At 66.8% G+C, this 13,407-nt stretch carries 15 protein-coding genes; 7 read left to right on the forward strand and 8 right to left on the reverse strand.

Annotation, left to right across the window (positions count from 1 at the left end):
• Positions 1–1,614 (reverse strand): hypothetical protein (locus tag AU197_RS08555; protein WP_156434356.1); only part of this gene is annotated, 1,614 nt, incomplete at its 3' end.
• Positions 1,615–1,840: 226 nt separating this feature from the next.
• On the opposite strand from AU197_RS08555, the gene AU197_RS08560 reads away from it, so the two are divergent.
• Positions 1,841–3,160, forward strand: a complete 1,320-nt coding sequence (locus AU197_RS08560) for a flavin monoamine oxidase family protein (RefSeq protein WP_064402118.1) — start codon at positions 1,841–1,843, stop codon at positions 3,158–3,160.
• Here the strand turns inward: AU197_RS08560 and AU197_RS08565 are convergent.
• Positions 3,157–4,299, reverse strand: coding sequence for an ion transporter (locus AU197_RS08565; RefSeq protein ID WP_231744868.1), 1,143 nt, complete (start codon positions 4,297–4,299; stop codon positions 3,157–3,159). The two genes, AU197_RS08560 and AU197_RS08565, sit on opposite strands and share 4 nt — an antisense overlap.
• 51 nt (positions 4,300–4,350) lie before the next feature.
• Between AU197_RS08565 and AU197_RS08570 the strand changes: the two genes are divergently transcribed.
• On the forward strand, positions 4,351–5,208 hold the full coding sequence (locus AU197_RS08570) for a DUF4436 domain-containing protein (protein WP_064402119.1): 858 nt from the start codon (positions 4,351–4,353) through the stop codon (positions 5,206–5,208).
• A gap of 5 nt (positions 5,209–5,213) precedes the next feature.
• On the opposite strand, the gene AU197_RS08575 is transcribed toward AU197_RS08570, so the two are convergent.
• Positions 5,214–6,104 (reverse strand): SDR family NAD(P)-dependent oxidoreductase, encoded by an 891-nt coding sequence (locus AU197_RS08575; protein ID WP_064402120.1) that lies wholly within the window; start codon positions 6,102–6,104, stop codon positions 5,214–5,216.
• Positions 6,105–6,179: 75 nt separating this feature from the next.
• Between AU197_RS08575 and AU197_RS08580 the strand changes: the two genes are divergently transcribed.
• Entirely contained in the window at positions 6,180–6,623 is a 444-nt protein-coding gene (locus tag AU197_RS08580) for a nuclear transport factor 2 family protein (RefSeq protein WP_064402184.1), read from the forward strand.
• Positions 6,624–6,637: 14 nt separating this feature from the next.
• Here AU197_RS08580 and AU197_RS08585 read toward each other — a convergent pair whose 3' ends face one another.
• Positions 6,638–6,898, reverse strand: coding sequence for a hypothetical protein (locus AU197_RS08585; RefSeq protein ID WP_231744869.1), 261 nt, complete (start codon positions 6,896–6,898; stop codon positions 6,638–6,640).
• Between the two features lie 133 nt (positions 6,899–7,031).
• Complete coding sequence (locus AU197_RS08590) at positions 7,032–7,916, reverse strand: LLM class flavin-dependent oxidoreductase (RefSeq protein WP_064402121.1); 885 nt, start codon at positions 7,914–7,916, stop codon at positions 7,032–7,034.
• A 47-nt stretch (positions 7,917–7,963) separates the two neighbouring features.
• On the opposite strand from AU197_RS08590, the gene AU197_RS08595 reads away from it, so the two are divergent.
• Complete coding sequence (locus AU197_RS08595; protein ID WP_064402122.1) at positions 7,964–8,377, forward strand: VOC family protein; 414 nt, start codon at positions 7,964–7,966, stop codon at positions 8,375–8,377.
• 4 nt (positions 8,378–8,381) lie between these two features.
• Here AU197_RS08595 and AU197_RS08600 read toward each other — a convergent pair whose 3' ends face one another.
• Positions 8,382–9,410: a nitronate monooxygenase gene (locus tag AU197_RS08600; RefSeq protein WP_156434358.1), complete on the reverse strand. Its 1,029-nt coding sequence runs from the start codon at positions 9,408–9,410 to the stop codon at positions 8,382–8,384.
• A 39-nt stretch (positions 9,411–9,449) separates the two neighbouring features.
• Here AU197_RS08600 and AU197_RS08605 point away from each other — a divergent pair, with 39 nt between their 5' ends.
• Positions 9,450–9,842 (forward strand): VOC family protein, encoded by a 393-nt coding sequence (locus tag AU197_RS08605; RefSeq protein ID WP_064402123.1) that lies wholly within the window; start codon positions 9,450–9,452, stop codon positions 9,840–9,842.
• A 9-nt stretch (positions 9,843–9,851) separates the two neighbouring features.
• Here the strand turns inward: AU197_RS08605 and AU197_RS08610 are convergent, their stop codons facing one another.
• On the reverse strand, positions 9,852–10,328 hold the full coding sequence (locus AU197_RS08610; protein WP_064402124.1) for an Rrf2 family transcriptional regulator: 477 nt from the start codon (positions 10,326–10,328) through the stop codon (positions 9,852–9,854).
• Positions 10,329–10,426: 98 nt separating this feature from the next.
• Here AU197_RS08610 and AU197_RS08615 point away from each other — a divergent pair, with 98 nt between their 5' ends.
• Both AU197_RS08615 and AU197_RS08620 read left to right on the forward strand, forming a co-directional pair.
• Complete coding sequence (locus AU197_RS08615) at positions 10,427–11,455, forward strand: DUF1214 domain-containing protein (protein WP_064402125.1); 1,029 nt, start codon at positions 10,427–10,429, stop codon at positions 11,453–11,455.
• Positions 11,452–12,672, forward strand: coding sequence for a sulfotransferase family protein (locus AU197_RS08620; RefSeq protein ID WP_064402126.1), 1,221 nt, complete (start codon positions 11,452–11,454; stop codon positions 12,670–12,672). The genes AU197_RS08615 and AU197_RS08620 overlap by 4 nt, the downstream gene beginning before the upstream one ends.
• On the opposite strand, the gene AU197_RS08625 is transcribed toward AU197_RS08620, so the two are convergent.
• On the reverse strand, positions 12,669–13,403 hold the full coding sequence (locus AU197_RS08625; RefSeq protein ID WP_064402127.1) for a 3'(2'),5'-bisphosphate nucleotidase CysQ: 735 nt from the start codon (positions 13,401–13,403) through the stop codon (positions 12,669–12,671). The two genes, AU197_RS08620 and AU197_RS08625, sit on opposite strands and share 4 nt — an antisense overlap.
• Positions 13,404–13,407 lie beyond the last annotated feature (4 nt).

The following is a 13,407-nucleotide window of genomic DNA, read 5'->3' on the forward strand; positions in this document are numbered from 1 at the left end:
GTCCAGAACACGACTGGCGGGCGGGAGCGGCTTGCCCACCTCTTCGAGCGGTTGGGACGCCTGCAGCAGTAGCTCGTTCAGCGTGACCATCTGCTGCGCAAGCTCTTTGGCGGCCGGGCCGAAGACACCGTTGAGCGCCTTTTCGATCTGGGGGTTCAACGGCCCGAGGGTGCTGCTGAGCGGAGCGCGCAGAGCGGTACTCACCGGCGCACGGTTGTTGGCGACGCCCAGGTTCGTGAGGGCCTCGCTGACCGGACCGTCGAGCGATTGTCCCCCAGGCGCGGTGCCCACCTGGGTGGTCGGCACCGTCGGAACACCGAACAAGGACGGGCCGGTGAGCCCTGCTCCGGAAGTGCCCGCGTTGACCGAACCGAGCGAGTACACGACGGGGACGGGTCCCAGCGACGTCAACAGCAGGCCGACGGTACTGCCGCTGTTGTAAGCGATGCCGTCCGTGCCGACATAGGTCGTCGACGGCGTGCTCTGGCGCGTGTACGACGCCAAGATCGGCGGGCTCACCACCGCCCCGGCAGGTGTGATCACCACCGGCATGGTGACGACTCCGAACGACGAGATACCGGACGGCAGTTCCGCGCCTTCGGCGGCGATCGGAACGGCGACCACGGTCTCGGACCCCAGGTTCGGCAGGCCCGCCGGGAGAGGAACTTTCGACAACGCATCGACCGGCCCGACGACCACGATCGGCGCCGCGGCCAGCAACCCGAGTGACCCGCCCAGCGCGCGGTAGGAACCGGACCCTGCGGGAATCCACGCCGTCAGGGTGGGTGTGGAGACGACGTCGTCGAGCGGCGCGAGGGTGTCGCCGACGAGCTTCTGCACCTCGGGAGGCGCGTCGGAGAGCGACACGCCGGCGACGGTGATCCGGTCGCTGATCCGAGCGACCAGACCGGCGGCGGTGTGGCTGGGCAGCTGGATGAAGGTGCTGCCGAGACTGGTCTTGCCGCTGGCCGCGAACAGCGGCCAGTTGAAGGTCGTCACGAACTCGGTTTGAGTCGCGGTCAAGCCGATCACGTCGAGCACGTCTTCGACCGTCGGGACGCCCGCGATCTGTCGGCCCACCCCTGGCGCCTGGTTGAGCGCGTTGAGCGCGTCGATCACGCTCTTGATGCCCGCGAGCGGCAACAACACGGTGTCGGCTACGGCCTCCACCTCGTCTCCGGCGCCCGGGCTCAGCGTTTCAGCGGTGGCGGCGATGACCATCACCGTGGCGTCCCCCGAAATACCGGGGACGACGTCCAGTCCCGTCGCCGAGGACGACGCCGCGAGCAGCCCCTCTGTGCTGGTGAGGTCTTTCTGCGTGGTGCGCGCGGTGAAGGTCGGCAGCCATCCGCCCGACCATCCCGCGATCGGGTTCCAGAACGCCGCCGCGGCGCCGCCGAAGGCGCCCGCGAAGACCAGGGCGCTGTCCATGGCCCGCGCCCCGTCGGTGACGGTCTGGGTGTAGGGACCGGTGGAGGCGGCAAGCGCGACATCCGCGCTGACAGGGGGTTTGGGTGCGGTCACGGCGACGGTCAAGGCCGTCGCCGCTACGGTGGCGGCGCCGGCGACGGCGAACTTCGAGGGGCGACCCATGTTCCGGTGGTTCCCAGTCATCTGACCAGTCCCTTCAAACCTACTTCACCGAACACCGCTATTGTCAAGATCGTTAATTCAGCCCGCCTACCCACTTTCTCGCGGCTTCAAACCCTGCTTGTGAAGTTCTTCGGATCGTCGGCGCCCGTGATGCGGGCAATCGAGTTAGCTAGGCCGCCACTGGATCACGATTGCGGGGTCTGCGATTCGACGACCGAACGCCGGTTGCGCGGATATCGTCGCGATCATGATCATCGGCCGCCGCGAGTTCATCTGCGGCGCAGGCATGATCACAGCGGCCACATTGCTGTCGGCGTGCGGCGACGGACGTCGAGCAGACGGCGAACATGTCGTGATCGTCGGTGCCGGGTTCGCCGGGCTTGCGGCCGCACGACGACTGGCGGACGCCGGCCGACGCGTCACGGTGCTCGAGGCACGCGACCGTATCGGCGGCCGCACCATGACCGACGCTTCACTGGGTGTGCCGATCGACATCGGCGCGTCGTGGATCCATGGCACGCAAGGGAATCCGGTCACCGAACTGGCCAACGACATCGGAGCCAAGACGGTCGAGACGGACTTCGACGATTTCGTGTTGTTCGACGATCGCGGCGAGGTGGATCCCAGCGCCGCAGCGGGCCTGTCAATGGAGTGGGACAAGATCGCAATCGGCCTGGACGGGCTCAGCGCGGATGCCGGCGACACCGCGTCGGTCGCCGATGGGCTGGCCGAGGTCGCCGACATGAACGACCCACTGATCTCGTGGATCGTGGGCTCCCAGATCACCGGCGAATATGCCGCTGATCCAGTCCAGTTGTCGCTGCGGTGGTTTGGCAGCGAAGGCGAGATGGACGGCCCCGACGTTCTGCTCCCCGGCGGCTACACACAACTGTCGCAGCACCTGGCCCGCGATCTCGATGTTCGACAGCACACCACGGTTCGCCGAATCACGTACGACGACCGCCAGGTGCGTGTCGACACCTCCGCCGGTCCGGTGATCGCCGACCGCGTCATCGTGACCGTACCGCTCGGTGTGCTCAAGGCCAACTCCATCGAGTTCGATCCTGAACTGCCACAACGGAAACGCGACGCCATCGGCCGCCTCGGCTTCGGGCTGCTCAACAAGGTCGTACTGGCGTTCGACCAACCGTTCTGGCCTCGCTCACATCCGATGATCGGACTCGTCGGCAACGATCAACCCGTCAGCGACCTGGTCAACGGTCTTCTGCTGTCGGAAAAGCCGATCCTGATTGGATTGCGCTCGGGTCAGGCCGCATGGTCACGCGAAGCCCTGTCGGACCGGGATGCGGTCGCGCAGGTCATCACCACACTGGGCGCCCCCGAACCGACGGGATCGATCGTCACCCGCTGGGGCACAGACCCGTACAGCCTCGGCGCCTACAGCTTCATCGCGGTCGGATCGGATCCGGACGACGTGAGCGCTCTCGGTGAGCCCGTCGGCGAACGACTCCTGTTCGCCGGAGAAGCCACGAATCCTGAGTTCTTCGGCACCGTCCATGGCGCCTATCTCAGCGGAATACGGGAAGCCGAACGGATTCTGGGTTAACCGCTTGTCCCGCGATCGTCACGGTGGCTGCGTAGGAGTTCGCGCTCGGCGTCCTCGAGTGCGGCGCGCGCCGACCGCAACCGCTCGAGAAGGTCATCGGTCTCGTGCTGGGCCCGGTCGACCGCCCGGGCTTCCTCCATCGACCCGAGCACGATGCCGATGAACAGGTTGAAGATCAGGAAACTCATCGTGACGGCATAACTGATGAAGAACAGGATCGTCCACTGCGAGACCTCCTGCCCCATCGCGATGTTGTCAGGCAGGTTCTCCAAGGTCAGCATCACGAACATCGTCAACATCGCCTGCCCGATGTTGCCGTAGTGCTCCGGATCGTGACCCGCAAACAGGACCCAACCGAGCATTCCGTACAAGAAGACCATCAGCACCGTGGCCGCTGCCAGCGATGCCACGCCGGGAACGCTTCTGCCGACGGCCCCCATGATGACGCGCAGATCCGGCAGGAACCGCACGATGCGAACGATCCGCAGGACCCGCACCAAGCGCAGCACCATGGCGGATTGGCGCAGCCACGGAATGAAAGAGGCGGCAACCACGATGAAATCGAAAACGTTCCACTTGTTCGCTACGTACGCACGGACGTTCCAACCCGCCGCCGTGAACCGGATCACGATCTCCACGACATAGACGGCGAGGATGACGTCGTAGGCGACATCGAACATCCCGTGGTATCCCGCCACCACGCTCTCGAAGGTCTCCAGTCCGAGCACCACCGCGTTGACGAGAATGACCACGGTGATCGCGAGATCGAATGCCGGATGGGCAACGAGGGCCCGGCAGCGTTCGACGATCGGCGGTGCATTCTTGGGCGGCGCGTCTGCCGCGATGCCGGATTCAGGCGAGACGATCTGCACGCTAACTGCATAACAAAAGCGGCTCTGCAAAGAGAGAAAATGGGCGGATCTATTGTCCGGATTGCGAATACTGACACCACGGGACAAGCCGCAATGTTGCAAAGAAAAGTACGTCAGATTCCAGCGGTATGACGCAGCATTCGCACCCCCGTACACCATCCTGAACAGTATGTTTGCTGGACGATCCAGCGCGAGATCAGCCGCGCGGAATCGCAGGGTTTTGTCGGGCGAATTCATTTCAAAACAGCGGCAGAAAATAACCGCCACCGTTACTCTTCCCGGGTGCAACCGACGACTCCTTCGCATTCCAAGAAGCCGGTGAATAGCCGGCGGGTTGCGACCGGCCTCGCCGTCGTGGCGGTGTTTCTGATCGCCTATCTCGGCACGGCGTTCGCCTACTGGTGGTTGTCGGCTTCATCGCAGGAGCTGGAGCCACCGGATCTGCAGAACCGGTCGGAGACGGTGGTGCTGTTCAGCGTGCAGTCACTGAAGACCGTCGACCGCAAGCTCGACGTGAAGGTGTCGGTGATTCCGCAGGACTCTCTGGTCGATTCGCGTCTGGACGTGTTGAACACCGATATCACGGTGCGCATCTTCCCGTTCAACACGTCGGGTGATCTTCGTTGGCCGGCCGGAGAGTCCCCCGGTGAGGAGACCACGAGCCTCGACCTCAGCGGCGAATCCGATATCTGGCCGTTCGACACGTACAGCACGGAGTTCATCAGTGCCGATGTGATGGTCGGCACCGGCGATGAACGTGAATTCGTTCCGGCGCGAGTGGAGTTCGAGGGCTGGGCCGACGGCTGGTCGCTCACACGCACCGATGGACCGCCGTCGGCGGATTCGGTGGGCGGCGGGGACTCGGTGAAGATCACCCTGAAACGGGCGCTCGGACCGCTGACCTTCGACATCGGGATCTGCCTCGTGTTGATCGCACTCCCTGCCCTTGCGGTCTTCACGACGTTCCAAGTGGTGACGGGGCGAAAAGAGTTTCAGCTGCCCTTGCTCACCTGGTATGCGGCAATGCTTTTCGCGGTCGTTCCGCTACGCAATATCCTGCCGGGCGCGCCGCCACCGGGCGCCTGGATCGATCAGCTTCTGGTGCTGTGGGTCATCGTCGCGCTCGTCTCGTCGATGGTCGCCTACGTCGTGCACTGGTATCGGAAGATCCCCTAGCCGGCTCAGATCGGCAGGCTGGTGCTGGTTTCCTTCTCGGCGAATTCCCAGAGCCTTCGGGCGTCGTCGTAATCGCAGGCGACGGCACCCCGGCCGCTCAACGTCGGCGCACCCTTCAGGCCGTACCTGCTGTCGATGCCGACATAACTGCCGGGTGGAATCGGCTCGGTGATGCAGTACAGCGTCGGCGCCGCGCCCGCGTCGAGGTCGTTGGCGAGCACTCGGGCCGCCGCCTTGACCACAGCGTGAAAGGCGGCCATCGCAGGCTTTTCGGAGACGTTCGACAGATTCGACGCCACCCAGCCGGGGTGCGTCAGGAAGCTGGTGATCGGCGAGCCGGCCTCACGCAGCCGGCGGTCGAGTTCGAGGCCCCACAGCATCACTGCCAGCTTCGAGCGGGCGTATGCCGGGAACGCCGACCATTTGCTGGAGCGCAGATGCGGGTCGTCGAAGTTGATGCTCGCCGACTTGTGCGCATCCGAGCCCACGTTGATGATCTTCGACCGCACCCGCCCAAAGAGCAGGTTGCTCAATGCGAACGGCCCCAGGAAGTTGGTGCCGAGCGTGGCTTCGAAGCCGTCCACGGTTTCGCCTCGATGCTGCGCGACCAGGCCCGCGTTGTTGATGAGAATGTCGACGTCGCCATCGAGCAGTTCGGGGAAGGCGCGCACCGACGATTGATCGGCCAGGTCGAGTTTGACCACCGACGTCTCGCCGCCCATCTCAGCGGCCCGCTGAGCGCCCAACTCGAGGTTGCGCACCGCGAGAATCACGTGCGCGCCCGCACCGACCAGCGCCCGCGCCGTCGCCAGGCCGACTCCATTGGTGGCCCCCGTGACGATGATCCGCTTTCCGCCCAGATTGCCGAGCCGGCTCGGCGACCAATTCGTAGCCACCGTGTGAGGTTAGGCGATGCGGCCGGGCCGCATGATCGTTGACACCACACATCGGTGCTGGTTGTCTACTCGCCGATGAGCGACTCCGCCCGCGAGATCGAGAATCTCGTCTACGCCTACGCCGAGCGAATCGATGCCGGCGATTTCGACGGTGTCGGCGCCCTGTTCGCCCACGGCCGGATCCTCGCTGTCGAGAACGGGCCGCCGGACACGGTTTTCGACGGCGCGACCCGGGTGCGGCAGATGTTCGAGATGGCGGTGCGCCTCTACGACGACGGCACCCCCAGGACCAAGCACTTCACCACGAACGTGACGGTCCACGTCGACGAGGACGCCGGGAGGGGCCGCGGCAGCGCCTACTACTGCGTCACGCAGGCCACACCCGAACTTCCCCTACAACTCGTCGTGACCGGCCGATACCGCGACACTTTCCACCGCGTCGACGGCACATGGTGGTTCGACAGTCGCACCATGTTCGTCGACCAGGTCGGCGACACCAGCAACCACCTCAGGTTCTAGAAGCGGGAACTACGTCACCACTTCCACGGCTTGTTCCAGTGCCCTGGGGGTGGGACACCGGGAATGTGGGCGATATGCCCGGGTGGTGGCGGCTTCGGAACGTGGATGTGCACAGGCGGGACCTTCGGAACGTGGACATGCACCGGGCCCGGCGGCTCCCACCACCAGTCGTCGTGCGCCATCGCCTGGCCCGCGCCCACACCGACGGACGCAAACGCCAGCGCACCGGCCATCACCGCTGTGGTCGCAATCTTCTTCGTCACTGTCATCGTCATCGTGATTCCTCTCGGCTGTCTGCCCCGCCGCTGCTTCCGACGCTCGACACTGAGGTCCAACGCGACACGGCCCTCACGACTTCCCCGACAGTCCCCCATCCTGCCACTGCGGCGAGTACGGCCGCCAACCGCCCTACGGCGCGAACTCGTCGACGACGTCAGCGGCCCTACGCAGCTGGTCGACGTCTGAACTGGTTGGGATCAGGTGTATCTCGTCGGTCCCGATGTCCTGGAACCGGCGCAAGACGTCGAGCAGCTCACGTTCACCTCCTGCCCAGCCGGTCGCAGGCGCCATCGCATCGACCACGTCGGCGGGAATCCAGTTCATGTAGCGCCGCAGATGCCGATGCACCTGCTCGCGCGGTTGGTCGCCCTCGCCGATCGCGAACCAGAACGACGTCGCCAGGTGCGGCGCGGGTTTGCCGGCCTGCGCCCAGGCGGTGCGGGCGACATCGAACAACTCGTTCTGCCGGTGGACGTCCAGATCCAGCGTGGTGCCCGCCAGCCCGTCGGCCCACTGGGCGGCGCTGCGCACGGTCTTGGGTCCGATCGTGCCGACCAACAGCCTCGGGCCGCCGGACTGCACCGGCCTCGGGCCGACCGGCAGGACGGATTCGGTGACTTTCTCGCCCGCCCAGACCCTGCGCATCACCGCGACGCGATCAGCCATCCCCCGCATCGTCTGGTCGGCCGGGTCCGCGCCGACCGCGCGGTAGTCCTCTTCCCTACCGCCGACGCCGAAACCGACCGTCAACCGTCCGCCGCACAGCATGTCGCCGGTGGCCAGCGCCTTGGCCAGCATCACGGGATCGTGCAACTGCGGGACCACCACGGTGGTCACGAGACGAACCCGATCCGTCCATGCGGCGACCGCGCCGAGCAACGTCAGCGAGTGCGGGTTGTCGAACGCGATGCGCTCCCCCCAGCACAGCGACGAGAAGGGCCCGTCGTCGATCACCCGGGCCCACGCCTGAAGCGTCTCCGCGTCAAGGTCGGCTTCCATGACTGGCAACGTCATCCCGATTTGCACGACGGCGATTCTGGCACGGCTGGCAGCATGGGGACATGGCGATCACCACTACGTCCGTCGCGCACATCCGCCTGACCGTGACCGACATCGAGCGGTCGCGCGAGTTCTACGAGGCCGTGTTCGGCTGGAGCGTGTTCATCGAACTTCCCGAGGGCGCCGACGCGGCAACCCGCCAGGCGCTCAGCTTCCTGTACGGGGGTGTCATCTACGACCTCGGTGGTGTGCTCGTGGGCCTGCGACCGGCGGGCACCGACTCATTCGACGAAGACCGCACGGGCCTCGACCACCTCGCCTTCCGGTTGACCAGCAAGGACGAACTCGACTCCGCGGAACGACATCTCGACGCTCTCGGCGTCGCGCACGAACCGATCAAGGACATCGGGCCGATGTACATCCTCGAATTCCGCGATCCGGACAACATCGCGTTGGAGCTGACCGCCCCGAAGTGACGCCTCAGGTTAGTCTGCGGATGATGTCGGCCACCGAACCCGGCGCGGCCGCGCGGAATCCGGTGCCCGCCCACACGTTCACCCCGTGCGGATCGCCCGCCCGCACCGCGGCCCCCCGCAGCGGGCTGGTCAGGTAGTGCACCTCGGGATAGCCCAGCGGCGCCTCGTGCTCGTGATCATCGACGAACCGGTTGCGCAGCCCGCGTGCGTACCGACCCGAGAACGCCTTCGTCACAACGGTTTCGGTGAACCCACCATCCTGCAACGCCGCACGGTGCACGGCGCTGCTGCCCGCCTCGTCGGCGAGTAGGAACGCGGTGCCCAGTTGTGCGGCCACCGCGCCCACGTGCCGGACCCGCGCGATGTCCTCGGCGGTCATGAGACCGCCCGCCGCGACGACGGGCACCTCGACGTGTGCGATCACCGACGCCAGCAGTTCCTCCAGCGGGACGCCTGACGGTGGCGCGGTCGGGTCGAACGTGCCGCGATGGCCTCCGGCGCCGGGTCCCTGCACGGCCACCGCATCGACACCGTGCGCGACCGCCTGCTGCGCTTCAGCGAGCGTGGTCACAGTGCCTACCGTGGTGATGCCGGCCGCGCGCAGCAGCCGTATCTCCTCGGCGCTGGGCAAGCCGAAGGTGAACGACGCCACCGCGGGCTTGAGCTCGAGCAGGACGGTGAGCTTGGCCGCCCAGGCATCGTCGTCGAACCGGGGCTCACCGAGCGAGGCGCCGTAACGTTCGGCGTCGCGGGTGAGCGCTTGCGCATAACGCGCGATCGCCTCGGGATCGGCCGCGCTGGGCTGCGATGCGAACAGGTTGGCGGCGACCGGACCGGTTGTCAGCCGCTGCGCTGCGGCGAGGCGTTCGCCGAACACTTCGGCGGTCAGGTAACCGGCGGCGACGAAACCCAGCCCGCCCGCATCGGTGCCTGCGGCGGCGAGTTCCGGTGTGGACGGGCCGCCCGCCATCGGCGCCACGACGACCGGATGTTCGAGGTCGGAAAAGTCGAACGTCACGGCACCATGGTGCATCGTTGTCGGTGCGCCGCCGCGGTGGTTGAGTGAATCGGTATGGCGATCACGTTCAACCACACCATCGTGGCCGCGAAGGACCGCGGGGCATCGGCCCGATTCTTCACCGACTTGTTCGGGTTGCCCGCTGCCAGAGAGTTCGGTCATTTCCTGGTCGTGGACCTGGCCCACGACGCCAGCCTCGACTACGCCCAAGTGGGCCCCGATGAGGAGATCCGCCCGCAGCACTACGCATTCCTGGTGTCCGAGGACGAGTTCTCCGAGATCTATGACCGCATCCTCGCGCAGGGCCTGCAGCACTGGGCGGACCCGCGCGGCATGCGCCCCGGCGAGATCAACCACAACGACGGCGGGCGCGGAGTCTACTTCCAGGACCCGTCGGGCCACTACCTCGAGATCATCACCCGCCCCTACGGATCCGGCGCGGGCTGACCCGCGACATCAGTCGAGTGAGTGGCCGCGCTTGGTCTCTTGTTCGCGGTAGTCGTCGGCGAGCCTGCGGACGTGCCTGGGCAGTGCGTCGGCGGCGACGTCGGCGACGCTCGTCTGCTCGAGCACCGAGCGCATGCTCGCGCGCAGCGCACGCCAGACGTCGGTCAGCGGCGTCGTCGGGCCCGTATAGGGCAGGTCTCCCAGCCCGATGTCTCTCACACTGGCCAGCGGACCGTCGATGCAGCGCAACACGTCGGCGATGCTGATGTCCTTGGCGGGGCGCGCCAACTCGTATCCGCCCTCGCGGCCGCGATGGCTGCGTACGAGACGGTCGGTGCGCAGGGCGGACAGGATGTCGACGAGGAACTGCGGAGGAATGCTCTGGGCCTTAGCCAGGTCGTCGGTGGTGACGAGGACGCCGTCGTCGGCGGTGGCCAGTTGCACCATCGCGCGGACGGCGTACTCCGCTTTGGCCGACATCCGCATTTCACGGATTCTGCCACTGTGTCGTCTCAACCCGGGACTGCGGCGAGCCCTCCGATGTGTCAGTCGCGTTGGGGAGCCGGTTGGTACGTTCGGCAGCTATGGCGGGCGACGGGTGGCTAGCTCTGGTCGACGGGATGCGCGTGGCGGGGGAAACGCTGACCGAATCCACCAAAGGGCTCGACCCGGACGAACAGGCCGACGGCCAGCGGGCACTGACCCGGGCCGTGAACAATCTGCTGAGCCGCCTCGAGGTCGACCGCGACCGGCCAGAACTGGTGCCGTTCAACGGGTGGCGACAGAAGTTCTTCATGGACAACCCCGACTTCCGGTACTGGATCACCGACATCCGCGACGACCGGACCTACCGGATCTCGGGCAACGTCGGGGACTCGGTGTACCAGTCGGTCACGGTGTACAGCGGGACCGGTGTCGCCGACGCGGCAGCGGTCGCGCGTGTGGAGACCGGCGATCTGGAGATCGACTCCGACGGGCACTTCACGGCCACGCTCGCGGACCTGCCGCCGGGGTCCTCGTCGGTGTGGGTGCGCTATGCGCACCTCAGTTCGGATCCGGCAAGCCCGGGTTGGTGCCACATCGATGTGCTCGACGCCGGTGACCCACCCCCCGCGCCCGCCGACCTGAACCGCGCGCTCTCGCGGCTGGGCACCGTGATCGCGAACGTGCCCAAGGTTTTCGAAATGTCGACAGCCGCCGACGTGCAAGCACCCAACGCCGTGCGGCACTGGTCGGCGATGGCCGGCGGTGCGGCCTTCACCGAGCCGGGCATCCACTACGTCCGAGGCGCGTGGCAGTTGGCCGATGGTGAGGCGCTGGTGCTCGAAGGCGAGGTACCGGCGTGCCGGCACTGGAACATTGTGCTGTACAACCGCTTCCTGAACTCGCTGGATCACCGCCACCGCACCGTCACCCGTACCGCGGCGTCGACGACGTTGCGCGACGGCAGGTTTCGGTACGTGCTGGCGGCCGAGGACCCGGGTGTCGACGGGTACGACTGGCTCGACACCGAGGGCCGGCCATTCGGCCTGTTCGTGCTGCGGTTCCTCCGCCCCGACCGAGACCCGGAACTGCCGGCGGTGCGCCGGATTCGACTGGAGGAGCTGCGATGACATGGCGATCGCCGCAGCGCACCGAGCTAGCCGAGAAGATCTACGCCGACGCCGAGAAGGACCGGGCCGAGAACCCGCATCGCTACCGTTTCGATGCGCAGCACGTCGTCGAACGGGCCTGCCGGCGCGGCGAATTCACACCTGAGCAGTTCGCCCCGGGATGGGCCGACGGATTGGATGCCTTTCTGGGCTCGGCCGAGCAGGACGGCAGGCTCAACGCCGTCGGTATCCGGATGGCGCTGCAGTCGGCGACGGGCAGGCTGCTCGCGGGTGCGCGGATCGCGCAATGCCGTGCTCAACGGCGCGATCTGTGTGACGTCGAGTTGAGCCCGCCCATCGTGATCATCGGCGGATGGCGCACCGGTACGACGTTCCTGTTCCGCCTGCTGGGCAACGACCCACGGCTGCACGCACCGCTGCCGGCCGAGCTAGTCGCGCCCTGGCTGTTCGCCGACCCCGACCATTCCGACCCCGCCGAGGTGAGCGCGCCGGCAAGCCAACTGCTGCATACGCTCAACCCGGACATGGCCATCGTTCATCCGTCCGGCCCGTCGCTGCCGGAGGAGTGCGTGCTGGCCATGGGCACCGACCTGCGCAACTGGGGCTTCACCTCGATGATGCGGCTGCCGAGCTACGCCGAATGGCTTGCCGCGCAAGACTTCACCGGCTCCTACGCGCGCTACCGCGAGATGCTGCAACTGCTGGTCCGCCACGACGAGCGCCGGTTCGTCCTCAAGGCTCCCGCCCACACCGCCGAGTTGGACCACTTGATCGAGACGTTTCCGGGGTTGGTGGTTGTGCAGATCCACCGTGACATCGTGTCGACGCTGACCTCGGGGGCAAGCCTGTTCGCGGTGTACCGCAGCACCTACAGCGACGACGTCGACGCGCTCGAGGTGGGCCGCCAGCAGGTCACACAGAGCGAACTGTGGTTCCGGCGAGCCCTCCAGGCGCGCGACCGGACGCCGGCACACGCCGCCACGTTCGTCGACATCGACTACCGCGAGCTGATCTCCTCACCGAAAAAGGCTCTGCAGCAGGTCTATACAGCCGCCGGAATGGAAGCGCCCGATGATCTCGACGCATTCATCGGTGAGTACAACCGCGTTCATCCACACGATGCGAAGGGCCGACACCGTTACACACCGGACGAGTTCGGCCTGGTACCCGATGAGATTCGGGAACGGTTCGCGTTCTGGGCGACGTTTTCGGACTAGCCGACCGCGGTGACCCGCAGCACCGCCTCGGCCAGTTCAGGCCGGCACACCACCAGATCGGGCAGTAGCGGGTCGGGCCGGTTGTATGACAGCGGCGACCCGTCGATTCGGGAGGTGTGCAGCCCGGCGGCGCGGGCGACGGCCACCGGGGCCGCCGAGTCCCACTCGTATTGGCCTCCTGCGTGCACGTACACATCCGAGCGTCCCTGAACGACGGAGGCGACCTTCGCTCCGGCCGAGCCCATCTCGACCAACGTGCCGCCCAGCGCGTCGCGCACCGCGAGCGCGATCGCCGGAGGGCGAGTGCGGGACACCACGATCCGCGCGGTATCGGGTTGCCGCGGCGGCGCCGTGACCGTCGGGGTGGCCAGCGTTATGCCCTGCCCCGGGAGAGCGACCGCTCCGGCCACCAGTTCCCCGGCCTGCCAGAGCGCGACGTGCACCGCCCAGTCGTCGCGTCCGAGTTCGGAGAATTCCCGGGTGCCGTCGAGGGGGTCGACGATCCAGACGCGCTCGGCCGACAACCGCACCGGGTCGTCGGCGCCCTCCTCCGAGAGCACCGCATCACCGGGCCGCTCGGCGGCCAGCGCTTCGGTCAGAAAGTCGTGAGACCGCTTGTCACCAGCTGCTTTCCGTTCGGCGGCCGAGGCGTCGGCGAGCTCTTCCCGGACATCGAGCAGGAGCTTTCCGGCCGCCGCGGCCAGGCGGGCGGCGAGCTCGTGGTCGCTCATCAGC

This window comes from Mycobacterium sp. IS-1590, assembly GCF_001500025.1.
Taxonomy (GTDB): Bacteria; Actinomycetota; Actinomycetes; order Mycobacteriales; family Mycobacteriaceae; genus Mycobacterium.

Coding starts and splice junctions, on each gene's coding strand:
- AU197_RS08580 (WP_064402184.1), top strand. CDS start 6,180: ATGAGCGACTCCGCCCGCGAGATCGAGAATCTCGTCTACGCCTACGCC.
- AU197_RS08595 (WP_064402122.1), top strand. CDS start 7,964: ATGGCGATCACCACTACGTCCGTCGCGCACATCCGCCTGACCGTGACC.
- AU197_RS08585 (WP_231744869.1), bottom strand. CDS start 6,898: ATGACGATGACAGTGACGAAGAAGATTGCGACCACAGCGGTGATGGCC.
- AU197_RS08615 (WP_064402125.1), top strand. CDS start 10,427: ATGGCGGGCGACGGGTGGCTAGCTCTGGTCGACGGGATGCGCGTGGCG.
- AU197_RS08625 (WP_064402127.1), bottom strand. CDS start 13,403: ATGAGCGACCACGAGCTCGCCGCCCGCCTGGCCGCGGCGGCCGGAAAG.
- AU197_RS08560 (WP_064402118.1), top strand. CDS start 1,841: ATGATCATCGGCCGCCGCGAGTTCATCTGCGGCGCAGGCATGATCACA.
- AU197_RS08600 (WP_156434358.1), bottom strand. CDS start 9,410: ATGCACCATGGTGCCGTGACGTTCGACTTTTCCGACCTCGAACATCCG.
- AU197_RS08620 (WP_064402126.1), top strand. CDS start 11,452: ATGACATGGCGATCGCCGCAGCGCACCGAGCTAGCCGAGAAGATCTAC.
- AU197_RS08590 (WP_064402121.1), bottom strand. CDS start 7,916: ATGACGTTGCCAGTCATGGAAGCCGACCTTGACGCGGAGACGCTTCAG.
- AU197_RS08610 (WP_064402124.1), bottom strand. CDS start 10,328: ATGCGGATGTCGGCCAAAGCGGAGTACGCCGTCCGCGCGATGGTGCAA.
- AU197_RS08605 (WP_064402123.1), top strand. CDS start 9,450: ATGGCGATCACGTTCAACCACACCATCGTGGCCGCGAAGGACCGCGGG.